Genomic DNA, 25,104 nt, shown 5'->3' with positions numbered 1-25,104 from the left:
AAAATTATCTGTCGGAACTGCACGGAATTAAATATTCGATTTCATCTTTCATATTCACAGGGATCACTTTATAGAACCATCCTTCGAAATACGGGTCTTTTTCGATTAATCCGGGTTTTTCGAGCAATTTCTCGTTTCGATCGATGATGCGACAACTTGCGGGCATGCTTAAACTGTGTATTAAGCCGTCGCTGTCGGTTATGTAGGCAGCCGCCGAAGCCTGTAAAATTTTGTCGTTAATTTGAAGGAGCTCAATCTTTTGGACGCCTTCTATTAATTTAACGAATAGATCCGTTGCGCCCGTAACGAAACTGCCGTATGAAAATTCTTCGTTTATCATATTGACCGGCAGATCGGGCTTTATCCACGAGCCGTATCCGAAACGATAGTATTTGGAAGGACAGGGCACATAGAGCAAATCGTTCTTGTTTTTAACCGCTTTGCGATTCAGTTTACTAAAGGCCATACCTCTTTTGATAACGGCGGAAAGTTCGTCGATTGTAAAAGGTTTGGGAAGAAAATCGAACGCGCCGAGCTTTATCGACTTTACCGCCATCTCCGGAGTCGTATAACCGGTAATCATTATGACGGGAGAGTCGAATCCGCCAGAGCCGATCGACTTGAGAATTTCAAAACCGTCTTTGTCGGGCAGCATAATGTCGCAAATAACCAGGTTGTATTTGTTTCCTTTGATTTTTTGCATAGCCGCTTCGTAAGTCTCGGCCGAATCAGACGTAAGATTGTTGAGCTTGCATATTTTAATAATGGAATCGATTATGACCGATTCGTCGTCGATTATCAATATGTCGAAATTGTTATTCATAATTTTCAGCCGGAAGTTTGATTGAGAATGTGGTTCCACTGCCCGGTTCGCTTTTAACCGAAATTGAGCCGTCGTGGTTGTCTATTATTCCCCATACTACCGATAGTCCGAGCCCGGTTCCCTTTTGTCCTTTGGTTGTAAAGAACGGTTCGAATATTCGACTTAAATGTTCCTGGGGAATGCCGCATCCGTTATCTGAAATTTCGATCTCGACGAATTTTCTGGCTCCTGCATTGTCGATTCTTTCCCACTTTTGCCAGTCGTCGTTGAACGAAGCGCACATTTCGACGTAGCCTTTTCCGGGAACTTCGAACTTGAAAACGGGTCCGCCGCATACGGGACAATTTGAATTTCGGTCGAGCAATGACACGTCGCATACAGGACAATGAATGCTCGCGTGAGAATTTTTTTCAATCGGAATACCGAAGTAATGTTGCGATCTTCCGTAGATCGGATCGATGAATACCGGACCTTCGTTATCGCCCGATTTTAATTTTACACGGATTGAAGACATCCCGGCAATTTTATTTTCATTATCGATCAAATTGTGATTCTTGGGACAAAGCGCCGCTTTGATATGCGTATATCCTTTGGGCGGCAAGGTGAGTTGTTTGGTCTTTATTACAATTTCTCCTCCTTCATTGCCGATTGCGTCGATTGCATTCAAAATAAGGTTTAACAATACCTGCTGAATTTGATTCTGATCGGCGGCAATTTGCGGCAAGTTGCTGTCGAGTATTTTTGTAAGTTTTATATTGTTGAGAGACAACTGATTATGCACGACCGATTCGGTTCTTTCGATAATTTCGTTGATATTGATTAGATTTTTCTTGGGCGACGATTGTCGGGAAAAATCGAGAAGGCTTCTTACAATATCGCGGCAGCGCATTGTTTCTCTAACGATTACCTGGAGGTCTTCCTGCAATTCGGGATTGTCCTTGGCTCGTTTCATTAAGTAGCTGCTGTATGTGAGTACGCCTGTTAAAGGATTGTTTATTTCGTGCGCCACGCCCGCTGCAAGCTTGCCGAGCGAAGCCATTTTATCCGACTGAAATAATTGTTGTTGCGTTTCGTAAAGTTTTTTGGTCATGTTGTTGAACGATTTGGCGAGGTATCCCAGTTCGTCGTTGCCAATCTCTTTTATTTCGTAAGTTAAATTTCCGGCGGCAATCTGATTGGTAGCTTTAATCAATTCTTTTACCGGGCGGTCTACCCAACGTTTTACGAATATGCTTATGATTATACCGATTGCAAGAATCGATACGATTGTAAAAATCAATTCCTGAATTTCGTTTCGTTTGATTGTGGCGTCGATTTCTTCGAGCGATATTGTAATATCGAGCACTCCGAGAACCGACGCATTCTCGGGATGGGCATGACAATCGGCTTCGTAACACGATTTCTCGTTGTAAATCGGATTTATTATTCCCATAATTCTCGGGTTCTTGTCGCCGAGTTTGAAAATACGCGTCCTTTGTTTTATCGGCAGACGCTCGAGCGGTTTATTCTCTGCATGGCAGGCGTAACAGCTTTCGGCTTTTTTATCGAGCATTTTTCCGAGGTCTTTCGGATTGCTCGAATAAATTATTCTGCCTTCTTTATTGTAAATTCTGATATTGTCGATTGTTTTATCCTGACCGATTGTCTTCACTATTTCGTCAACATATTCTCTTTGGTTGAGCAACATTCCGTAACGAGTGCTGTTCTTTATCGTTTCGCTGAGTTGATTGGCATGACGTTCGACTTCTGCGAGTAGACAATTCGTCTGGAAATTTATTTTGAAATACGCATTGACGCCTATTATCGAGACGACGGTCAAACTTACTATAAGAATTAACTTCAGTCCGATCTTTCTGAAAAATTGTATTTCATTGAGTCCGTTCATCTTTTAATTGCCTCTCCGGGTTTGTCTTTTGGATACGATTTGTCGTCGTGACAATTATCGCAGCTTTTTATCCGGTACGTCGGTTCCTGATGACAATTTTCGCATTCGAATTCAACGTGAACTTCGTCGAGAATCAATCCGGTAGCTTTGTGGTCGAAGTTGTCAACCGTCCAGATGCCGTGGCAGCTTTTGCATTCCTTTTTCAAGCCGGTAAATTTACCTTTTGTAACGTGGCATCTCGAGCATTTCAAATCGGAATGGAATTTGGAAATGTCGAAACCGGCTCGTTGTTTATGATTAAACGGAGGCTTTTCGATCTTCGCATGGCATACGGCGCACGAATTTACATCTTCGGTATCGTGACATTTGCTGCATTTCGAATGAAGTATAACCGGCGATGCTTTCAAAGCCGATTTATTAACGGCATGGCATTTAACGCAGCTCTCGTTTCTATGGCAGTCGCTGCACTTGTATCCGAAAGTTTTGTTGTGCTCTTCGTGATAAAAAGTTACCAGTTTGCCGTCCGTAAAATCAGTAGTATAAACTTTTTTTACCGGCGCTTTAATTTCCGGGTGAATCGATTTTTTCTCTTTAGCTTCATACGACTCATTTTTTTGCGAGCCTGCAGGGGCATGACAGCTTACGCATTCTACTTCGCCGCTCCATTCGCGATGGCATGAAATGCAAAGACGATGATAAGCAGCTTTAAGGTCGGGTTTGCTTATATCGTTTCTCTTGCGCTGAGGGCTATGACATTTGGAACAGCTGATAATATTTCCCGGCGGATTGTAATGATGACAAATTCTGCAGTCGCCCGACATTACCGACATGTCGGAATGGGCATAATGGTCGAAAATTGAGGGTTCGTAAAGATTCTTTTCTTTTATCTTGTCAATCTTTATAATTCGCGGCGCTTCTTCCGGCTTTTGGTCGATTCGTATTAATTCTTCTCTCGGACAATCTATCAGACACGGATTCTCTTTAGTAGGAATATCGCAAGAATGGCATGTTCTACATTCCAAATTTAATTTCGAATGCTGAGCAAACAGAATAAGAGGCGCCGTCAGTAAAATTAAAATTATTTTTTTCATTATTTACCTCTGATAAAAAATTTGGTTTTGGAAGCCACGGGCTGCGGCACCGATACAATCGGGAATATCATCACAAAAGCTCGGAACAGAAGGATTTCGAGGGCTACAAATCCGAGCGTTACGAGTATCTCTCCGATTGAAGGGAAATAAGCGGCGAATTTATACGGCGGATTGTATGCTATAATGAAGTTGTTAATCCTGTTGAGCAATACTCCGAATATAACAAGAGCCGACCCGATAAAAAGTCCTGCGCGTGTTTTTGTGAGTTTGGGCGAAAGAAATATTCTGAGCGGAATTATAATGCCGAAGAAAATTTCAATTAAAAATAGAACGCTTTCGACGCTAAACTCATTTAGATAAACGAAAGTTTGACGAATCACCATATCTCCGAGTTTAAAAGCGAGATAAATCCCCAACAAAGGAGCGACCATAGTGCCGAGATTGGAAAGGACTTTCAGCTCGGGCTTTAAGCCGAAAGACTTCGATGTAATGAGCGATTCGAAAATTACCATCGGAAACCCTACAGAAATAGCCGAGAGGAGAAAGAGCAACGGCAGTATCGGAGTTTGCCAGAGCGGATGCATCTTCGGTCCGGCTATTACCATCAACGTTCCTAACGACGATTGATGCAAACACGAGAGTACAACCCCGGCGATAATAAAAATGAACATTGTTTTGTCGAGAGTTTTATCGAGTATTCTCAGCAGGGAATCGACGGGCTTGTTTAATGCCGAAAGGAACCCCGGCAGATTAACTCTGCCGATAAATCTTTCCGTTACAATCGGTATGAATTCAATATAAAGAACCGTAAGATATGCCATCACGCACATACCGACTTCGAACAATACGGAATTTCCGTTCCACATTATGAGAGGATGCCATATATAATACCAGCGTCCGAGGTCCATAGCAACGCTGAAAGCCACAAAAGTATAGCCGAGCAGCGCCGTAAGAAGAGCCGGACGCACTATAACATGGTATTCTTCTTTATGCATGATATGGCCCAGAGCGGCAGTAGTAAACCCGCCGGCGGCAAGCGCCACTCCGGCTGCAACGTCTATTCCAATCCAGATGCCCCACGGATACTGATTGCTCAAATTGGTTACCGCGCCGAGTCCGAATATTAATCTTGCCAGTAAAAACAAAATACCGACTGTTGCAAAAGCAAAAATGACAATTACGCCGGGAGTGAAATATTTTGTTTTAAGCGGAGTCGGTTTCATATAATCTTCCATTATTCTTCCCCCTCTTCTGATTTTTTGCGATTTTTATTTATCCACATTACGCCGCCCAGCAGAGCATATAATGCTATCGGGGGCAGGAAGTAGGCGAAAATCCCGTGCTGAATTGCTTCGGTAACGCCCGGAGCCGGGCTGTTGCCCAATTTGGGGAATTGCAGGTCTTCGAATTTTCTGCTTGCAAGATAGAGCCATGCAGTGCCGCCAACTTCGGTTTCGCCGTAAATGTGATTAATGTATCTGTCGGGGTAGAGTTCGATTTTACGCCGTGCAATGTCAATCAAATCTTTTCTTCTGCCGTATGTAAGAGCTTCCATAGGGCAAATTTCGACGCATGCCGGCAACTTGCCTTTTGAAGTTCTGCCGAAGCAGAAATCGCATTTTTTAATTTCGGGTTGAATCGCTTTGTGGTATTCAAAGGCGGGAATTTGGAACGGACAGGCAACCATACAATAACGGCAGCCGATGCACTTATTAGTATCCCATATTACGCTGCCGTTTTCTTCTTTCGAAAATGCGCCGACAATACAAGCCGAGACGCATGCGGGATGGTCGCAATGCATGCATTGTACTTTTACGTCGATCGGAAATTTGGGGTAATCATCGAATTCATATTCGTTTACCACCGTCAAAGAAGTGTGGTCGGGTCGCCGCATTTTTTTCATAACATCCCTGTTGTCGTAAGTTTCCAGAGGCGGGGTCGGCATGTTATGAGCCGTTTTGCATGCCCATTCGCATTTTCGGCATCCTACGCATACAGTCGTATCCACCAGTACGCCCATTCTGTCGTCGGACAAAATGTTTTTCGGAGCGGCTTTAGCTTTTTGTGGCAGTCCTGCAATTACAGAGCCTGCAACCGCCGCTGTTTTGATAAAATTCCTTCTTGTTTGCTTCGACATTTTTCCTCCTTTTGAGACAAAGCCGTAGAGCGCGACTTTAAAATTACTAAATGGAGTTTATTATCTTATTCAAAATTAGATTTTAAAAGAAATTAAGTCAATAAAAAAATAATATTAAGGATATTATTGTATTATTATGCTTTTTGGAATTCTGTGAAATCGGTTGTTTTTTGCGGTAATCTGTTAAATTGTCTTTTTTTAAGAATATATTTTTTTTAGATTCGCACCTAAATAAATTATCGGTTGAGGAAATGCCACGTAAATCAAAGTATGATCTTAATACACTAAGAGAGAAAATCAACAGGATTGACGAAAGTATTATTACTTTGCTCGCCGAAAGAAGACAGCTGAGCAAAGAAGTTATTCTTGCCAAAGAAAGCAATAAGGCGCCCATCCGGGATCAAAAGAGGGAAGAAGAACTGTTAAAAAGACTCGTTAAACTCGGCAAGAAAGCCGGCCTGGACGCTAATTACGTTACGAAAGTTTATTACGAAATAATAGAAGATTCGGTGCGACTGCAACAGGCTTACATTCAAAATCTGATAAATAAAGACGACGAACAAAAGAAACTCGTTACGGTTGCGATTCAGGGAATCGAAGGCTCTTACAGTTATCTGGCAGCTCAAAAATTTTTTGCGGGAAGCGGATATAAACTCAATTTCGTATTCAAACGCAGATTCGACGAAGTAGTGGAAGCGGCGGAAAAAGGCGAAGCCGATTTTGCCGCGCTTCCGATCGAAAATACAACCTCAGGCGGAATAAACGAAGTTTACGATCTGTTGCTCCACACGACTCTTTCGATAGTTGGCGAAGAAAAATTCCAGGTGAGGCATTGCTTTGTGGCATTGGAAGACGTGCCGCTTCAGAAAATTAAAAAGGTTTACGCCCATTATCAGGCGGCTGCTCAATGCAGTAAATTTCTGGAACAAATTCCGAATGCGGCTCTGGAATATTTTGACGACACCGCCATGTCGGTTCAAAAAATTAAAGAAGAAGGAAATATTTATCACGCTGCCATCGCCAGCGAGGAAGCCGCCCGCTATTTCAAACTGAAAATCCTGCGAAAAGATATTGCCAACCAATCCGGTAATTATACCAGGTTTTTGATTGCTTCCAGAAAACCCCTTATGGTTGACGAAAGAATACCGTGCAAAACTTCGATTGTATTGGCAACGTCGCACACCCCGGGCTCGCTCGTCGAAGCGCTTAACGTATTCCGGAAATATAATATCAATTTAACCAAACTAGAATCCCGTCCCATACTCGGGAATCCGTGGGAAGAAATGTTTTATCTCGATTTCGAAGGCAATGCCGGCAATGAAACAGTTCAAAAAGCGCTCGACGAATTGGGGCAACACACGCGCTTTATGAAAATATTGGGAACTTATCCTTCTCAGGAGCTCGAGAAAACTCCCTTGAATTTTGCTTTTATCGACAAAGAAGAGAAAAAGAAACTTTCCGAAAAGGCAAGCGCGCCTGCCGTCAAAACGTCCTCGAAAAGTTATCGGCTTGCAAGCCGCGAATACAAAAACGAAGATACTATTATTAAGGTGAAAAACGTAGTTATAGGAGGAGATAATTTTGTCGTTATCGCGGGACCCTGTTCGGTCGAAGGCGAAGAAATGATAATGAAATGCGCTCTCGAAGCAAAAGAATCCGGCGCGCATATTTTACGCGGCGGATGTTTCAAACCTCGTACTTCGCCTTACAGTTTTCAGGGGCTTGGGTATGAAGGTCTTAAACTTCTTGAAGAAGCCGGAAAATACTACGATCTTCCGGTAATAACGGAAGTGATGGATACCGATCAGGTTGAGGAAGTTGCCAAACATTCCGACATACTGCAAATAGGCGCAAGGAATATGCAAAACTTTGCCCTTTTGAAAGAGGTCGGCAAAACTCATAAACCGATAATGCTCAAAAGGGGATTGAGCGCCTCGATTGACGAATGGCTCAACGCCGCCGAGTATATCCTTTCGCAGGGCAACAGGCAGGTTATATTATGCGAACGCGGAATCCGGACATTCGAAACTGCCACCAGAAATACTCTCGACCTGAGCGCTATTCCCGTACTGAAGGAATTGACGCATTTGCCGGTGATTGTAGACCCGTCGCACGCTATCGGCGAAAGGAATAAAGTGATTCCTCTTGCAAAGGCGGCAAAAGTCGTCGGAGCGCACGGCATTATGGTCGAATTTCATCCCGATCCGCCGAATGCGTTAAGCGACCCCGACCAGGCGCTCTATTTCGAGCAGTTCGAATCGCTTATGAAAGATCTCTATAATATCTGATTCAAAATTGATAGGCGTAAGAAAGCAGGAGCGAGTAATAAGTTGCGTTTGTGCGGGTAAGTCCCAATCCGTAATCGATACCGATTGAAAATCGTGAGTGACGCGTCGGTTTAATCCCTGCGTTAATGCCGAATGTTATTCCTGGTTCCCAGTAATCGACATCCGAAAAAGTACGGTCGTTAATTGCAGCAATTCCGATCCCTTCTTCAATGTAAGAAATCCCGTAAAGGTTCTGTTCGGTTACGGCTTTTATAAAAAAAGATTTGATAAAGGGATAATACCTTCCAGTGCGGTTCTCGGGCAGAAAATATTCGGCTTTCCTTGAAAATAGAAAGCCTCCCCGAATGTTGATATAATCGGGGAATAAAATATCGGTGTCTGCAAATAATATGCCGCACAATGCGCCGACCGAAGCCGAATTCCCTTTGATTGTGCCTCCGCCCGCTCCAATTCCAATTTTAGCGATTTGCGCCTCAACATTGATATATGTGCATAACAGGATGCATATTAATAAAAGTTTAATTATTTTCATTCTGTCTTCCCGGAAATCTTGCAGCTCGGTTACTATTGCGAATAAAACCCGTATGGAAAAATTAATAAGAAAGGATGAGATATGAAAAAATGGATTTATTTATTCATCGCAGTATTCTTTATTTTCGGTTGCGACCATAACAAAGCTCAACTGAAAATAGAACTCGCATTTCCGAATATCGAAGTGGATTATCCCGTGGATATTCAAAATGCAGGCGACGGAAGCGACAGGATTTTTGTTGTGTCTCAACCCGGCATTATCTATGCTTTTGAAAATAAAAGGGATGTGAATTCAAAAAAAGTTTTTCTCGACATAAGCGACAAAGTCTTGTTCGGAGGCGAGCAAGGATTGTTGGGTCTTGCGTTTCATCCCGATTTCAAGAGCAACGGGGAATTCTTTGTTAATTATACAACAGACAATCCGAGAAGAACCGTCGTGTCGAGATTCAGAACCGACGATACTCATTCGGAAGCGTTGAAATCGAGCGAAGAAATTCTACTCGAAATTCAGCAGCCGTATTCAAATCATAACGGCGGACAAATTATATTTTGCAGGGACGGTTATCTATATATCTCGACGGGCGACGGAGGTTCGGCAGGCGATCCTCAAAATAACGCTCAGAATTTAAATTCGCTTCTTGGAAAGATACTGCGTATTGACGTCGACAAGAAAGACGAAGGCAAAAATTATTCGATTCCTGAGGACAATCCTTTTGTAAATATTCCCGATGCGCGGGGAGAAATATATGCATACGGACTGCGCAACGTTTGGAGATTCAGTTACGATCCTGAGACTAATTTGCTATGGGCGGCGGATGTGGGGCAGAATAAATGGGAAGAAATCGATCTTATCGAAAAGGGGAAAAATTACGGCTGGCGTATAATGGAGGGATTTCACTGTTATAATCCTTCGAACAATTGCGACACCTCTGGATTGACTATGCCAGTTTGGGAATACGGTCATAATGAAGAGGGAGGATGGTCGATAACGGGCGGATACGTCTACCGGGGTAAGGACGCAGGCGAACTGGAAGGTAAATATATTTATGCCGATTTTGTCTCCGGCAATATCTGGTCGCTAGAATTAAATGACGGTTCTGTGGTTAATAAATTATTGTTCGACACCGACTATGCTATTTCCACTTTCGGTATAGATGAAGGAAGCGAACTCTATTTTGCAAATTATTCCAACGGAAGAATCTACAAATTCAAGGGCTTGCCCGTTTCTGTAGGGGAAAGTAAAATTCCCTTTGATATGCAGCTCAAACAAAACTATCCGAATCCTTTCAACGGCAGTACGATAATTGACTATTATTTGGGAAAAGGTAGTCGCGTTTCGATGAAATTATATAACATAACCGGGAGGGAAATAGCGAAACTCGTTGATGAATATAAAACTGAGGGCTGGCATCGATATGTTTTCGATACGGCAAATTTAGGAAGTAATTTTTCAAGCGGCGTCTATTTTTACAGATTTACAACGCATTTTATGGCAGACGAAATGGTAGGAAAGATGGTTTTTGTAAAATAATATTTTTTATTATAAAAATAACCAGTCCTTTTTTTTTATACAAGCCAGTTAAAACATTGGGTGTTGTGAATTATTATTTGCTTTTAAAGGAATTATAGTCTAATTTACGGTTAGTTATTTTTAGAAAAAAATATACTAAATGATATTATTTCCTTGTGGGGAGTTTCGAAATGAATTACGGTCATTTTTCCGAGGATGGTAAGGAGTATATTATAACAAATGTTAAGACTCCTACGCCGTGGATAAATTATATTTATAACGGCGAATATTTTTCAACTGTCTCAAACAACGCCGGGGGTATCAGCTATATTAAGAGTCCGTTGCACGGAAGAATTACGAGATACAGAATTAATGATGTGCCTTCCGACAGACCGGGAAAATATATTTATGTAAAAGACGAGGAAACGGGAAAATTTTGGACGTTGAGCTGGCAACCCGCCGGCGCTGATCCTGGAGCTTATAAGGTAATTCATGGTTTGGGATATACTGCTATCGAATCGTTAGTGGATGGTATTCATGCGCGCGTAACATATTTCGTGCCCATGAATAATAATCATGAAGTCTGGAATGTTGTTCTTACTAACAAATCGGGAAGAAAACGCCGTCTGTCGATTACCGGTTATGTGGAATTCGCTCTGGGGCACGGGCTTATAGATTTGATTAACCAATGCGACGACCAGCATTTTAACAGAGCTTACTTTGACAAAAATTTAAATGCCCTTTTTGCAACAAAGACTTACTGGGTTACCGAAACCAACGGCACTCAACACCAGGAAAATAAAGAGTGGAACCAGTGGGCGTTTTTTACATCCAATTTACGGATAAATAGATACGAAACTCTTCGGGAAAGATTTCTCGGTTTCTATAACAGCGAAGAAAAACCCGTCGCAATAACAGAAGATAAATTTTCAAATTCGGCTGCGGATTATGGAAATGTTGTGGGCGCAATAAACGTAAATCTGGAATTGGAGAGCGATCAGCGGGAAAATGTAATCTTTTCTTTAGGCGTTCTGCCGAAGGAGCATTTCGACGATAAGAAAAAAGATATTCCTAAAATTGTTCAACCAGAGTATATAGAATTCTCATTCAAAGAAATAGTGAATTATTGGTCTGAATTCCTGGGACACACAAAGGTTGAAACGCCGGATAGAAATGTTAATATATTCATGAATAATTGGGTGCCGTATCAGGCTAAAGTAGCTTTCGATGTCGGCAGAGTGGCGAGTTATTATTACTGGGGAATAAGCAGGGGATACGGTTTCAGAGATACTTCGCAAGATGTAATTGCGGTAACAATTGCGCATCCTGAAAAAGCCAAAGAACGGATTTTGCTCTTATCCCGGCAAATGTTTTCCGACGGCAGAGTTTACCATCACTTTTATGACGACGGGAAAGGGGAATTAACACGTCACTGCGACGACCCGGGCTGGTATATTCTGGCAGTAACGGAATATATTAAAGAAACCGGAGATTATTCAATTCTGAAGGAGAAAGTTTCTTTTGTTGATAGACAAGAAGGCACAGTTCTGGATCATTTGTTGGCGGTGGTTAATTTTATGAAAAATAATCTGGGACGTCACAGCTTGCCCGTATTCGGACGCGGCGATTGGAATGATACGCTCGATTATATCGGCGGCGACGACGGAGGCGAAAGCGTCTGGGGCGCTATGTTTTATGTGGCAATGCTCAATAAATTGATCGAACTTTTCCAATTCCTTAAAGTTGAGAATCTAACAGAGATACTAAAGTTAAGAGATGAGATTAGAAGAAATATTAATCAGCTTTGTTGGGACGGCGACTGGTTTATAAGAGCTTTCGGAAACGGAGGTATGGTCATCGGTTCCAATAAATCGAAAGAAGGGAAAATTTTTGTAAATACGCAAAGCTGGGCTGCAATTTCGAATCTGCCGGATAAATCTAAAATAAGACGGGCGCTCGACAGCGTCAAAAAACACCTCGACAGCGAATATGGCCCGAAAATCTGCGCTCCGGCTTTTAAAGAAATCGACCCCAACATTGGTCTGGTTACACGATGCGTCCCCGGCAAAAAAGAAAACGGCGCCGTATTCTGTCATCCGGTTACATGGCTCATTCAAGCCGAATGTATTATGAGAAACGGCGAGAGAGCTTACGACTATTTCAGCAAACTGTTGCCTAATCGCGTCGACTCGGATATTTACCAAGCCGAACCCTACGTTTATTCTCAATATATTACAAGCGACGAACATGCGTCTCCGGGAAAAGCAAGCCATTCCTGGCAAACCGGCACAGCCGCTTGGATGTATCGTGTCTTTTATGATTATATTGTCGGAATAAGACCCGATTACGACGGTTTAATCGTCGATCCGGTTATACCAACTTCGTGGAATTATATTCGTATAGAACGTATATTCAGAGGCGCTAAATATATTATCGAAGTTGAAAATCCAGACAAAGTTCAATCGGGTATATCTTACATTCTGGTTGACGGAAAAGAAATCGAAGGAAATAAATTGCCTCTAACCGACAAAAAAATTTGTCATGTAAAAGTATTAATGGGCAAAACTATTGAAACCGCCAATAAATAGAGCCAAATATGCTTGTCAGATATGAACGAAATCCTATATTAACAAGAAAGAACATCCCCGCGGTCAATCCGTATTTGGAAGACGTCTCTTCGGTTTTTAATCCTGGCGCAATTAAATTCAATGATAAATATCTTCTTGTCCTCAGAGTTCAAACCAGGGGCAGAGAAACTTATCTTATGAAAGCTTTAAGCGATAACGGAATAGATTTTGAAGTCGAAAATTCCGTTATTGAGTTTGAGGGCATCGATAAAATCAGAGATGAAATCTACCACATTTATGATACAAGAATCACTCAAATCGGCGAACAATACTATCTTATGTTTGCTATGGATATGGTTGCCGGATGCAGACTCGGTTTGGCAAGAACGGAAGATTTTAATAGATATGAATTTTTAGGAATTGTCTCGAAGGACGATTCAAGAAACGGAGTACTATTGCCGGAGAAAATAAACGGAAAATTTTTGCGATTTGAAAGGCCTAACAGCGTTAAGCTAGAAGGCGGTCCTTTAACGGGCAATACAATCTATCTGTCGGAATCGGACGACCTGATTAATTGGAATTATATAGAACCTGTTATGTCGGGAAGATTTCATTATTGGGACGAAAATATCGGTTCGGGTCCCCCGCCAGTTAAAACGAGAGAAGGCTGGCTGCATATTTATCACGGCGTGGCAACACACTTTTCCAGCTCGAATATTTATCAGGCGGGAGTTTCGTTGCATGAGCTCGATAACCCCGCTAAAATTATTGCGCGCGGCAGTTTGAATATCTTAGAACCGAGAGAAATCTACGAAATGGTAGGACAGGTTCAGAATGTTTGTTTCCCGTCGGGTATGATTGTAGAAAAATATGAGGACGGATTCGCCGCTCTTGACAGCAAAGTGCTCGTCTATTACGGCGCCGCCGATACGGTCGTGGCGCTCGCCTTTACAACAATTAAGGAGCTCATTGATGATGCAAAAATATAATCTATACGCTTTTGTTTTTCTTCTAATTCTTAACTCATTGGCGTATTGTCAGACAATCCCTCGTCCGCAGGTAGAATTTAATCCCCGTTATTATATTGTTCATCGCGCCGAAGAAAAGATAACGGTCGACGGAGCCTTAAATGAAAAATCGTGGCGCGCGGCCGAATGGACTGAAGACTTTATTGATATCGAAGGCGATATTCGACCCGCTCCGAGATTCAGAACACGCGCAAAAATGTTGTGGGACGACGAATATTTTTATGTGGCGGCAGAACTTCAAGAACCCGATATCTGGGCGACATTAACGAACCGCGATGATATAATTTTTTATGATAATGATTTTGAAATTTTTATCGATCCCGACGGAGATACTCACCGTTACCTGGAATTCGAAATGAATGCTTTCAATACGGTTTGGGACCTTCTGCTTATTAAACCTTACAGAGATACCGAAAAAGCCGCATTGCACGGCTATGACATTAAAGGACTCAAATCGGGAGTAAGAATTTACGGAACGATAAATAAACCGGGCGATATCGATAGCTGCTGGACTGTGGAAGTCGCTTTCCCCTGGAGCGCTTTCGAAGAAATCACGGATATAAATTTACCGCCTCAAGACGGCGATAAATGGAGAATTAATTTTTCGCGAGTCGAATGGAGAACGACAGTCAAAGATAACAGGTATGCTAAGATTATTAATCCCGAAACCGGAAAGCCTTATCCGGAAGACAATTGGGTCTGGACTCCGCAGGGCGTTGTCAACATGCATTATCCCGAAATGTGGGGTTTTGTTCAATTTACGACGAATACCGCATATAATAAAAATATCGACTTCAAATATGACGATGTAGAAGAAGTTAAATGGTTCCTAAGGCAGCTCTATTATGCCCAAAGAGAGTATTATGAAAGAAACAAACGATACACCGACGACCTCACTCTGCTTGATTTACCCGAAACAAATAAATATGAAACTACGGTTGAAGCTACGGCCAATCTTTATGAAGCTGAAGTTAAAATAAATGAACGCTCTTCTGTGAGAATTACTCAGGATGGATTAATAAAAATTATTAATAGAGACTTATGATTCGTCGTCCGACCTATAATAACCGGTGTTTTCACAGCTCTGCCGTAGATGAATTTATAAAGGATCTTAGCGGCAGAATCGCCGATAAAGAACTATCCGATTTGTTTGTCAATTGTTTCCCGAATACTTTGGATACTACCGTCAGGTTCAATTATAATGACGGTATACCGGATACTTTTATTATTACCGGCGATATCGACGCAATGTGGTTGAGAGATTCAACTGCGCAGGTATGGCATTATTTGCCCCTGGTTAACGAAGATACAAAACTAAAGGAGTTAATACACGGGCTTTTGAACAGACAATTGAAGTCGGTACGGATAGATCCGTATGCAAATGCTTTTAATAATACCGCAAAAGAAAGCGTCTGGAGCGGGGATCTGACAGAGATGAAACCGGAGGTTTACGAACGCAAATGGGAGGTCGATTCTCTTTGTTATGTCATTAGGCTTGCTTACGGATTTTATAAAACGACAAATAACAAAAAATATTTTACGAACGTTTGGAAAGAATCCTTCGATTTGATAATAAAGACTTTCAAGGAACAACAACGGAAAAACGGCAGGGGTACTTACAAATTCGGAAGAATAACTTCTTGGAGCACCGATACCGTTCCGGGAGACGGGTACGGAAATCCGGTTAAACCGAACGGAATGATCGTTTCCATATTCAGACCGTCGGACGATGCGACTATATTTCCGCTTCTTGTGCCGTCGAATTTATTCGCGGTAAAATCTTTGAGGCAGCTCTCCGAAATTTATAATGAAATCTACGATGACAAAACGGCTGCAATTGACGCGACAAATTTGGCGGATGAAATAGAAAACGCTGTTTATAATTACGCCGTTACTGAACACCTCGACTACGGTAAGATTTTCGCTTACGAAATAGACGGATTCGGCAATCGTTTGTTTATGGACGACGCAAATATTCCGAGCTTGCTTTCTTTACCTTATCTGGGAATTATCGAAAACCGAGACGAACTTTATTTGAACACGCGGAAATTTATACTGAGCGAAAATAATCCGTACTATTTTAAAGGGAAAGCGGGAGACGGCGTAGGTAGTCCTCACACTTTGATTGACAGAATATGGCACCTTTCGATTATTGTGAGAGCGTTGACTGGTAATAACGAAGACGAAATCGTTCATTGCCTTAAACTGCTGAAAAACACTCATGCCGATACATGGTTTATGCATGAATCGTTCGACAAAGATAATCCTTATAACTATACGAGGTCTTGGTTTGCCTGGGCTAATTCACTCTTCGGAGAACTTATAGTAAAAATTAATAACGACTATCCCGATTTGTTAAAGAGGATATATTAAAATTATGACGAAATATTTAAGATTATTAATCTTCCTGTCAGTAAATTTGTTTGCGCAGAACATACCTGGTTATTTAAATGTAAATCTTCCTTTTGAAGAAAGAGCCGAAGATCTTTTACAGCGGTTAAGCTTGGACGAAAAAATTTCTTTGATGGTGCATCAATCGCCGGCAATTGAAAGACTTGGCATCCCCGAATATAACTGGTGGAACGAAGCTCTGCACGGGGTTGCAAGAAACGGAAGGGCTACGGTCTTTCCTATGCCGATCGGACTTGCCGCCACATGGGACAGGGATTTGATTTATCGAATTGCGGATGTAATTTCTAATGAAGCTCGAGCAAAATACAATTCGGCATTGAAGAAAAATCAAAGGGGAATTTATCAGGGGATTTCTTTGTGGGCGCCGAACATCAATATTTTTAGGGATCCGCGCTGGGGAAGAGGAATGGAAACCTATGGCGAAGACCCTTATCTAACGGGGGAACTAGCGGTCAGTTTTATTAAGGGGCTTCAGGGACAGGATAAAAAATATTTGAAAACAATTGCTACGCCCAAACATCTTGCCGTTCATAGCGGACCCGAACCGGAAAGGCATCATTTTAATGCATTGGTGAGCAATTACGACCTTAACGAAACTTACCTTCCGCATTTTAAGAAATCTATTATGAAAGGTAAAGCTTATTCCGTTATGTGTGCGTACAATCGTCTCAGGGGAAAAGCCTGCTGCGGGCACGATACTCTTCTGACGGATATCCTGAGGAATAAGTGGGGCTTTGAAGGAATAGTCGTTTCGGACTGCTGGGCTGTCTACGATATATTTAATTCGCATAAAATAGTCGATTCGCCGGAGAAAGCCGCCGCCTTGGCTGTCTCGTCGGGTACAGACCTGGAATGCGGAAACACTTTTTTATCGTTAAAAAATGCATACAGAGATGGATTGATAACGGAGAAGGAAATCGATTCGGCTCTACGCAGAGTGCTCCTGGCTCGTTTTAAGTTGGGAATGTTCGATCCTCCTGAAATAGTGTCGTATTCGCAAATAGACGAGTCTTATCTTGATAATAGTTACAATAGAGAGATTGCGCTGGAAGCCGCAAGAAAGTCGATTGTGTTGCTTAAAAACGATAATAAACTGTTGCCGTTGGATTCAAGTATAAATAAAATTGCAGTCATTGGCCCTAATGCCGATAACCTGGAATCGTTGCTGGGCAATTATCACGGCTTCCCTTCTGAATATATAACTCCTCTTCAAGCTATAAGACGAGTGTTAAAAAATGGCGAGGTATTTTATGAAAAAGGATGTGATTTTGCGCCTGGGGTGCCGGCTTTTGAGTTGATCGATACTGTATACCTTTTTACGGACGGAAATAAAACAGTCGAAGGTCTTAAAGGAGAATATTATAATAATTCCGAACTGAGCGGAAATCCAGTATTAATAAGAACAGATAAAAGTATTAATTTCAGTTGGCTGGATGAATCGCCTTCCTCCGGTATAAATCCGGACAGCTTCAGCGTAAGATGGTCTGGATATATTGCTCCACCGATTTCCGGGCAATATCAAATTGGAGGATACGGTTACAACGATTTTAAAATTTTCATCGAAGATTCTTTAATTGCAAGTTTCAAAGGAGAATTTGATCCCGAAATTACTTATGGAAATTATTTCTTAAAAAAGGGAAATATTTATAAAATAAGAATAGAGTTTGTTAGGAGGGAAAGATACGGTTTTATGCAATTGCTCTGGTCGATTCCGTTTACTGACCTTGAAGACAGGGCATATAAAACCGCGTTGAAATCCGATGCCGTCATTATGTTTATGGGCTTGTGTCCGAGAATGGAGGGGGAAGCTTTGAAAATCAAATTGGACGGATTCAAAGGAGGAGATAGGTTAAAATTATCATTACCCGCTAATCAGCTTAAATTAATTAAAAAGATTCATTCCACGGGAAAGCCTGTAATATTGGTTCTACTTAACGGCGGTCCTATATCTACAGTATGGGAAAGCGAGAATATTCCCGCAATATTGGAAGCATGGTATCCTGGACAGGCTGGAGGAAGAGCAATAACTGACGTAATATGGGGAAAGTATAATCCTTCGGGTAAGTTGCCGGTAACTATTTATAAATCCGAAAACGATCTGCCACCTTTTGAAAACTACGATATGGAGGGCAGAACTTACCGTTATTTCAAAGGTGAGGTTCTCTATCCGTTCGGATGGGGATTGAATTATACCGATATCACTATTTCAAATATTGAACTATCCGCGAACGAAATTAAAGATAACGACACTATTAGAGTAGTTGTAAAGCTAAAGAACAATGGGAATTTAGCAGGCGAAGAAACCGTTCAGCTCTATACAAAAGCATTAAAAGATAATCGTACGATTAAGACACTTAGGGGATTTGAAAAAATCAAGTTGGAACCGGGGACTGAAGGTATGGTGGAATTTTATTTGAGTAAAAGCGATCTGGCCGTCTGGGTGGATGGGCTGGGTTTTGAAACAATGCCCGGAGTATATGAAATTATAGTCGGTTTGTCTTCGCTTGATAATAAATATAAAAATGAGATTAAAGTTAGTTCAAAATAATAAAATCGCTTAAGTTTATTCGTAAGTAAAATTAATTACTTCGATAAGTGCCCGATATACAAAAAAATATGCCCGTTATTATTTTTATTGCATCTTATTTTTTATAGGTTTATTTTTATTACGAAAAAACAAAGAGATAGTAACGGGCTCTGTTCTTAATTAGTTAGAGGTAAATATGAAGATTAAAACACATCTAAACGGGGGATTGCTGATCTTATTAATACTTGCCTTTTCCGGGCTCGCTTTTGCGGCGGGTGGCAGAGTTAAAGGCAAAGTACAGGATGCGCAAACTAAAGAGCCGCTTCCATTCTGTAATGTGATTCTAGTGGGCACAAGTTTTGGAAGCGCTACGGATTTTGACGGTTTATATCAGATAAATGCCGTTCCGCCCGGTAAATACATCCTCAGAGCTTCGTTTATTGGGTATAAACAGGAAGAAGTATCTATTGAAGTTAAAGAAGGGAAGACAACCGAATACAACTTTAATTTGTCGCCAGAATCCGTATACGGCGACACTATAGTTATTACAGCCCAGGCAGAGGGACAGGCGAAAGCAATTAATGAACAGCTCACTTCGGTTACAATTAAAAATGTAGTTTCTTTTGCCAAAATACGGGAGCTCCCGGATGCAAACGCAGCCGAATCGGTAGCGCGATTACCCGGTGTCTCATTGATCAGAACCGGAGGCGAAGGCTCGCGAGTTGTTGTAAGAGGTCTTTCTCCTCAATATAACAGAGTGACAATCGACGGAGTCGAATTGCCTGCTAATGTAACTTCCAACGATCCGAATGAACATAGGTCGGAATTCAAAGCCGGCGACGAACTCTCCCTCAGCGGCGATAGGGCAACCGACCTAAGTATGATTTCGTCGAATATGCTCGGAGGGATTGAAGTGGTTAAAGCCATTACTCCCGATATGGACGCTACGCTGCTTGGAGGCGTAATCAATTTCTCTATGAGAAAAGCTCTGAAAACTACGACGGGAAAACCCTCATTCGAGTTTTTCACTCAAGGCTCTCATAATAATCTGAAAAACACAAACGACGACTATAAATTCGTCGCCTCCTACGAACAAAGATTCTGGAATAATAGGTTCGGAATTTTTGCGCAGGGCTCGGCGGAAGACAGAAATCTCAGCGCTAACGAACTTTCTGCCGATTATAACTTTGCCGGCAAACTGAATGTTACCGACGAAGGAGATCCCGAATTTCGATCTATGACGTTGACGGACGTACTCAGAGACCGTAAACGTTATGGCGCTACTGTCGTTCTAGATTACAAGTATAGCAACGGCAGCATCGGTTTTATGAATTTCTTTAGCAGAAGCAATACGAAAACAATCTCTAGAAACGAATCGTATCATTTGCTGGACGACGACCTTTTCTATTCTGCAACAAATTCCGAAAATACTCTCGACATATTGAGCAATTTGTTAAGCATTTCGCATTCAGTAGCCGGATTTGGAATAGAACTTCGACTATCGCATTCGTATTCCAAAACTACTTATCCTAACGATGTAAGGTTTAATTTTTGGCAAAACGGCGCAGGATATGAAAATAAATTTACTCTTCTAAGATATCAACGTCCTGAAGTTATCGCTTCTAATGTAGTTTATGATCCGGAAGATGCGGTGTTCTTTGATATCTATAATATCGACAATACATCCAAGGACCGAACATATAACGGTACGCTGGATATCAGAAGAGATATTACAATCAGCAAATTAGTAAATGCCAAGATTAAATTTGGAGGAGCCTACCAATATCGCAAGAGATCGTACGATTATAACCAGAGCAGCGGTTCGGTATTTTACGACGACGGCGGTCAGGTTGCTTCTGCCGTCTTAAAAGCCTTCCCGCAATTCGGCACAAGTATTACTTTCTCGGATTTTATTGACTCGTCTTACAGCTACGGAGAATTTTTGAACGGCGATTATCAACTCGGACCTCCATTGAACGTGGACTTGATGATGCAGGTAATAGAAGTAGCAAAGAAAAATCCAGGCGCAGGCAACGGCGGAGGATATAAACCTCATAAGTTGTCTTCAATATTATACGACTATTCCGGGCATGAGGTCAAAAGTGCCGCATATTTTATGACTTCAATTAATCTTGGACAAAAGATTACGTTTATCCCGGGGGTGCGTTATCAGAATTTGACCACAACATACAACGGTATTCGTGGCGAGCAAATTCCGGGCGATATCCAGTATACTGTTGCTGAAGAAACTCAATCTCACGGTTATTGGCTGCCGATGGCGCACCTGAGATACAAGCCGACCGACTGGCTCCAATTTCATTTTGCTTACACGAATACTTTGAATTATCCGGATTATAATTCGATAATACCGAGATACTATATCGGCACCAATTACATCCTTTATAACAACTACAGATTAAAACCCGCGCGCTCCGAAAACTTCGACGCTATCATGTCGATTTATACTAACGAAATCGGACTCTTCTCTGTTGGCGGATTTAAGAAACGTATTAAAGACCTAGTCTTCCCCACAAAGACATATCCGAAAGACTTTAGCGCTTATCCCGAGCTGCAGGAAAAATTGAAAAACAGAAAAGAGAGCTTCGCGCTATATACATACATAAACAACCCGATACCGATTGATGTCTTAGGCGTTGAAGGCGAGTGGCAGGCGCACTTCTGGTATTTACCTGAACCGTTCACCGGACTTGTATTCAATATTAATTATACGCATATCTTTTCCGAAGCCGATTACCCGAAAACTTATTTGATTACAATACTCGATGAAAATTTTATTCAAAAGACAGTTAGCGTCGATACGTTTTATACTGACCGTCTTCTCTTTCAACCTAATGACATAATTAACGTTGCGCTCGGTTACGACTATAAAGGATTTTCTTTCAGAGTTTCAATGCTCTACCAGGACAATATTTTCAAACGTCCGGATTTCTGGTATCAAAACCGCGTTCATTCGGATAAATACGTGAGATTCGATTTGTCGGTAAAACAAGAATTGCCGTGGTACGGCATTCAGTTATACCTGAATATTAACAACCTGACCGGCGAAGACGACGTCGATATCAATCAGAAAACAAAGTACGTAACAAATCAGCAAAGGTACGGTATGACCGCTGATTTCGGAATGCGTGTTAGATTATAGAAAATTTATGCCCGTAAGCGGCTAAAACTATAACACTATAATAGGAGGAATGATATGAAAAAGCTGTACGCTTTCCTGATAGCCATAGGGATAATATCTCTGTTGGCTTTCCCTGCCGAAACTGTGGCGCAATCCACAACCGATACTGTTTATATTCCGGGTTCCCAGTCTTTGGAGATCAGCAACATAATTAATGCGGATACCGCCGTATCGGACTATCGCGTATACGTTCTCGATAGAGGCGCTATCTATTACATCGAAAAAGCTTTTGAAATTAACAGTTCGTGCAAGTTTATTGCAAAGGGGGATGAAACTAAAAGACCGCCGGTTCTTGCGCCCGCAATCAGAGCCGACGGCACTTCAGAAGAATGGTACTTTAAATTTATCAAAAAGGGTATAAAGGTTGAACTTAACGATTTATATCTGTTGTCGATGAGGTCGGACGGTAAAACTTTGGGCTGGAGCCGAGCCATCCATATCGGCGCAGACAGTATTTCGCTAAAATTACGCCGCGTCGTTTTCGACGCCTTTACTGAAGCCGGAATACGCGTTGACGGCGCCAAGTTTGTCAAACTCGATGTGCAGGACTGTCATTTCAGAAACTTTATTCATTCCACTTCTTATTTCGGCGGACAGCCTTTCTTGTCGGGCGGACTGGATCATCCCGACAGCACAATTTTTATTAATAATACTTTCTTTGCCTGCAACTCGTATCTTTATTCAATTCGCGGTTACGATCCTTATTCCGTATTCGAACACAATACGGTTGTATATACTGTAGTTAATCCGTTCTTGATAAGACAGGCTTCCAACTTATATATGAAGAACAATCTGTTTTACGCAGCTCACGCATGGGGCGGCGATCCCGAACAGGTAATTCAGGGCTGGTTCTTCAATTATCCCGATACTGTTTCATCCAGTATTTACAGAATAAGAAAACGTGGAACTTATAATGGATATACTATGACCGGTCCTGAAGCTTATGTCGATTCCGCAAGAGGTATTTACATCGACCTGTTCGATCCCAGCAAGCGCGTCCACGTCGCTCAGAACAACGCTTACTTCAATCCCGAAAAATTGGTTAAGTTCTATAACGACTGGAACGATACCGTTACGGTAGCGGACAGCGTCGTAATGCTCGACGATTCAAAACAATATCTGGTAAGAAAATTGACGATGGCAAGATGGATTAACGACTTGAGTCTCTGGTGTCTCGATTCTCTTACAAATCCGGCTTCATGGGATTATTCGCCATACATTGACGTAAGCAACAATATGGAAGCAGATCCGGGCTTTACAGATCAAGGCGTTGTAAATCATGTCGACAGCTTGGTCGCTTATGTTCGCAGAATAGCTTCGAGAAAACTTGACAATCCGTGGCATTATGAATTGAATTTCCCGCCGAAATGGCCATTGCCCGAAAATCTTGCTTATTCGAATACAATGCTGCAAAATGGCGGTACTGACGGTTTTGCAATCGGCGATTTGAATTGGTTCCCCGAACAGAAAAATCTATGGCTTACAGGAGTTGAAGAAGTTAATCCCGAAATTCCAAATGAATTTACGCTCTCGGAAGCTTATCCGAATCCGTTTAACCCGACGACTAAAATCAATTTCAGCCTTACAAAATCTTCGAATGTGACTTTAAATGTGTATAATATTCTCGGACAAAAAATCAGAACGCTTATTGACCAGAAAATGTCGCCGGGAACATATTCGGCAACATGGAACGGAAGAGACGATTTCGGCAGACAGGTATCGAGCGGCGTTTATTTTATCGGTTTGGAATCCGATTCATTCCGTGCATTCAGAAAAATTGTGTTGATGAAATAGTAGCCTCCTCCACAGAAACAGTAAAGCCAGCCGGTAATATTTCCGGCTGGCTGATTATTATATTTACAAATCAAATGAATCAATAATTTGGATATTACTATGAAATCGAGAGCGCTTCCGGTTTATTTGGCATTCTTGTGTATGGGATTCGGCGACGTCGTCGGTCCGCTCGTCGGACTGGCTAAAGACAGTTTTAGCCTTTCTTACACAATGGCTCAATTAATTCCGTTTACCGGTTTTATTATGTTCGGTATTTTATCGGTGCCAATCGGAATATTCCAGGATAGAAAGGGTAGGAAGTTCGTACTGTTACTCGGTCTTACGGTTGCTTTAATAGGATTATTATTGCCGATATTAAACGGAATGTACGGCTTACCTTTCGATTTATCTTTAGTGGGAAAATTTGACTTTTTAGTTGTATTGGCTTCCATATTATTATTGTGCGCGGGAGCGACAATACTACAGGTGGTGGGGAATCCGATAATGAGGGATGTTTCGCCGGAAGGGGCGTATTCCAGAAATTTATCTCTGGCTCAATCGCTGAAAGCCGTCGGTTCTTCTATGGGCTTTCTTATTCCTCCTTTCGCGGCTTATGTTTTTAAACTTGAGTGGACGATTTTATTTCCGCTCTTCGCTTCCTTGATATTGATTACACTCTTAATAACAATAAAAACCGACATACACGAAAAAGAACAAAAAGACGTGCCGGCTTCAATTAAATCCTGTTTTGAATTATTGAAAAAGCCCTATGTATTGATAATGGTGCTTGCAATTTTCTTTTACGTTGGAGCGGAAGTATCGATGAGTTCGGGCGTGCCGATTTTGCTAAAAGAAAACTTTGGAGTTGCGGGATTCAGTCTGTGGGTCAGTTGGTCGCTATTTTTTCTGCCTATAATGGCGGGAAGATTTTTCGGGTCTCTAATACTCCGGAAAATCGAGGCGCAAAAGTTTCTCAGGTTGACTGTTGTAATTTCGTTTCTCGGTATCGCATTAATGTTTACAAACAGCGCTCTTATAACGTTTGTCGGAATTATTTTAACGGGCTTAGGTTTCTCGAATATTTTCCCGCTTGTCTTTTCGATAACGATTGAAAAGATGCCGGAAAGATCGAATGAATTGTCGGGTTTAATGGTTACGGCAATTGCAGGCGGCGCCGTGGTGCCGTTAATTATGGGAGCGGTAAACGATTTAAGCGACGTTCTTACCGGTTTTATAATTCCGTTGTTATGCGTTATCTATATCGGAATTGCATCCGTATACTCGTCAAAAATTAAATTCGCGGCTGAATAATCCTAAGAATAAAAATAGAGAA

General features: G+C 41.7%; 16 protein-coding genes. 10 read left to right on the top strand and 6 right to left on the bottom strand.

All coding sequences use genetic code 11. The features are described from left to right. Window positions 1-4: 4 nt before the first annotated feature. From ACOYVE_RS06485 to ACOYVE_RS06465, 5 genes are read right to left on the bottom strand one after another with little or no spacing between them, the layout of a single operon-like run. Window positions 5-823, bottom strand: coding sequence for a response regulator (locus ACOYVE_RS06485; RefSeq protein ID WP_014856238.1), 819 nt, complete (start codon window positions 821-823; stop codon window positions 5-7). Then, window positions 816-2,708 carry a sensor histidine kinase gene (locus tag ACOYVE_RS06480; RefSeq protein ID WP_014856239.1) on the bottom strand — a complete coding sequence of 631 codons (1,893 nt, stop codon included), beginning with the start codon at window positions 2,706-2,708 and terminating at the stop codon, window positions 816-818. Before ACOYVE_RS06480 ends, ACOYVE_RS06485 begins: the two co-directional genes overlap by 8 nt. Next, window positions 2,705-3,799, bottom strand: coding sequence for a cytochrome c3 family protein (locus ACOYVE_RS06475; protein ID WP_422881310.1), 1,095 nt, complete (start codon window positions 3,797-3,799; stop codon window positions 2,705-2,707). Before ACOYVE_RS06475 ends, ACOYVE_RS06480 begins: the two co-directional genes overlap by 4 nt. Then, complete coding sequence (gene nrfD / locus ACOYVE_RS06470) at window positions 3,799-5,034, bottom strand: NrfD/PsrC family molybdoenzyme membrane anchor subunit (RefSeq protein WP_014856241.1); 1,236 nt, start codon at window positions 5,032-5,034, stop codon at window positions 3,799-3,801. Before nrfD ends, ACOYVE_RS06475 begins: the two co-directional genes overlap by 1 nt. Continuing rightward, window positions 5,034-5,936, bottom strand: coding sequence for a 4Fe-4S dicluster domain-containing protein (locus ACOYVE_RS06465; protein WP_014856242.1), 903 nt, complete (start codon window positions 5,934-5,936; stop codon window positions 5,034-5,036). Before ACOYVE_RS06465 ends, nrfD begins: the two co-directional genes overlap by 1 nt. Window positions 5,937-6,187: 251 nt before the next feature. Between ACOYVE_RS06465 and ACOYVE_RS06460 the strand changes: the two genes are divergently transcribed. Next, on the top strand, window positions 6,188-8,224 hold the full coding sequence (locus ACOYVE_RS06460; RefSeq protein ID WP_041356015.1) for a bifunctional 3-deoxy-7-phosphoheptulonate synthase/chorismate mutase: 2,037 nt from the start codon (window positions 6,188-6,190) through the stop codon (window positions 8,222-8,224). 1 nt (window position 8,225) lies between these two features. Here the strand turns inward: ACOYVE_RS06460 and ACOYVE_RS06455 are convergent, their stop codons facing one another. Continuing rightward, window positions 8,226-8,756: a hypothetical protein gene (locus ACOYVE_RS06455; protein WP_014856244.1), complete on the bottom strand. Its 531-nt coding sequence runs from the start codon at window positions 8,754-8,756 to the stop codon at window positions 8,226-8,228. Between the two features lie 81 nt (window positions 8,757-8,837). On the opposite strand from ACOYVE_RS06455, the gene ACOYVE_RS06450 reads away from it, so the two are divergent. From ACOYVE_RS06450 to ACOYVE_RS06410, 9 genes are all read left to right on the top strand, one after another. Further along, window positions 8,838-10,286: a PQQ-dependent sugar dehydrogenase gene (locus tag ACOYVE_RS06450; protein ID WP_014856245.1), complete on the top strand. Its 1,449-nt coding sequence runs from the start codon at window positions 8,838-8,840 to the stop codon at window positions 10,284-10,286. A gap of 170 nt (window positions 10,287-10,456) precedes the next feature. After that, window positions 10,457-12,853 (top strand): GH36-type glycosyl hydrolase domain-containing protein, encoded by a 2,397-nt coding sequence (locus tag ACOYVE_RS06445; RefSeq protein ID WP_014856246.1) that lies wholly within the window; start codon window positions 10,457-10,459, stop codon window positions 12,851-12,853. Between the two features lie 8 nt (window positions 12,854-12,861). Beyond that, entirely contained in the window at window positions 12,862-13,821 is a 960-nt protein-coding gene (locus ACOYVE_RS06440; RefSeq protein ID WP_051015865.1) for a glycoside hydrolase family 130 protein, read from the top strand. Next, window positions 13,805-14,905, top strand: a complete 1,101-nt coding sequence (locus ACOYVE_RS06435; protein ID WP_157867356.1) for a carbohydrate-binding family 9-like protein — start codon at window positions 13,805-13,807, stop codon at window positions 14,903-14,905. Before ACOYVE_RS06440 ends, ACOYVE_RS06435 begins: the two co-directional genes overlap by 17 nt. After that, window positions 14,902-16,233: a glycoside hydrolase family 125 protein gene (locus tag ACOYVE_RS06430; protein ID WP_014856249.1), complete on the top strand. Its 1,332-nt coding sequence runs from the start codon at window positions 14,902-14,904 to the stop codon at window positions 16,231-16,233. The genes ACOYVE_RS06435 and ACOYVE_RS06430 overlap by 4 nt, the downstream gene beginning before the upstream one ends. Window positions 16,234-16,237: 4 nt before the next feature. Then, entirely contained in the window at window positions 16,238-18,820 is a 2,583-nt protein-coding gene (locus ACOYVE_RS06425) for a glycoside hydrolase family 3 protein (RefSeq protein WP_014856250.1), read from the top strand. A gap of 175 nt (window positions 18,821-18,995) precedes the next feature. Next, entirely contained in the window at window positions 18,996-21,959 is a 2,964-nt protein-coding gene (locus ACOYVE_RS06420; protein ID WP_014856251.1) for a TonB-dependent receptor, read from the top strand. 54 nt (window positions 21,960-22,013) lie between these two features. Further along, window positions 22,014-23,792 (top strand): T9SS type A sorting domain-containing protein, encoded by a 1,779-nt coding sequence (locus ACOYVE_RS06415; RefSeq protein ID WP_422881305.1) that lies wholly within the window; start codon window positions 22,014-22,016, stop codon window positions 23,790-23,792. A gap of 99 nt (window positions 23,793-23,891) precedes the next feature. Beyond that, complete coding sequence (locus ACOYVE_RS06410; protein WP_014856253.1) at window positions 23,892-25,082, top strand: MFS transporter; 1,191 nt, start codon at window positions 23,892-23,894, stop codon at window positions 25,080-25,082. Window positions 25,083-25,104: the final 22 nt, after the last annotated feature.

Origin of the sequence: Melioribacter sp., assembly GCF_049325435.1 — a bacterium.
GTDB lineage: Bacteria > Bacteroidota > Ignavibacteria > Ignavibacteriales > Melioribacteraceae > Melioribacter > Melioribacter roseus.
This window is presented reverse-complemented; position numbering and strand designations above follow the sequence as displayed.

Coding starts and splice junctions, on each gene's coding strand:
- ACOYVE_RS06485 (WP_014856238.1), bottom strand. CDS start 823: ATGAATAACAATTTCGACATATTGATAATCGACGACGAATCGGTCATA.
- ACOYVE_RS06480 (WP_014856239.1), bottom strand. CDS start 2,708: ATGAACGGACTCAATGAAATACAATTTTTCAGAAAGATCGGACTGAAG.
- ACOYVE_RS06475 (WP_422881310.1), bottom strand. CDS start 3,799: ATGAAAAAAATAATTTTAATTTTACTGACGGCGCCTCTTATTCTGTTT.
- nrfD (WP_014856241.1), bottom strand. CDS start 5,034: ATGGAAGATTATATGAAACCGACTCCGCTTAAAACAAAATATTTCACT.
- ACOYVE_RS06465 (WP_014856242.1), bottom strand. CDS start 5,936: ATGTCGAAGCAAACAAGAAGGAATTTTATCAAAACAGCGGCGGTTGCA.
- ACOYVE_RS06460 (WP_041356015.1), top strand. CDS start 6,188: ATGCCACGTAAATCAAAGTATGATCTTAATACACTAAGAGAGAAAATC.
- ACOYVE_RS06455 (WP_014856244.1), bottom strand. CDS start 8,756: ATGAAAATAATTAAACTTTTATTAATATGCATCCTGTTATGCACATAT.
- ACOYVE_RS06450 (WP_014856245.1), top strand. CDS start 8,838: ATGAAAAAATGGATTTATTTATTCATCGCAGTATTCTTTATTTTCGGT.
- ACOYVE_RS06445 (WP_014856246.1), top strand. CDS start 10,457: ATGAATTACGGTCATTTTTCCGAGGATGGTAAGGAGTATATTATAACA.
- ACOYVE_RS06440 (WP_051015865.1), top strand. CDS start 12,862: ATGCTTGTCAGATATGAACGAAATCCTATATTAACAAGAAAGAACATC.
- ACOYVE_RS06435 (WP_157867356.1), top strand. CDS start 13,805: ATGATGCAAAAATATAATCTATACGCTTTTGTTTTTCTTCTAATTCTT.
- ACOYVE_RS06430 (WP_014856249.1), top strand. CDS start 14,902: ATGATTCGTCGTCCGACCTATAATAACCGGTGTTTTCACAGCTCTGCC.
- ACOYVE_RS06425 (WP_014856250.1), top strand. CDS start 16,238: ATGACGAAATATTTAAGATTATTAATCTTCCTGTCAGTAAATTTGTTT.
- ACOYVE_RS06420 (WP_014856251.1), top strand. CDS start 18,996: ATGAAGATTAAAACACATCTAAACGGGGGATTGCTGATCTTATTAATA.
- ACOYVE_RS06415 (WP_422881305.1), top strand. CDS start 22,014: ATGAAAAAGCTGTACGCTTTCCTGATAGCCATAGGGATAATATCTCTG.
- ACOYVE_RS06410 (WP_014856253.1), top strand. CDS start 23,892: ATGAAATCGAGAGCGCTTCCGGTTTATTTGGCATTCTTGTGTATGGGA.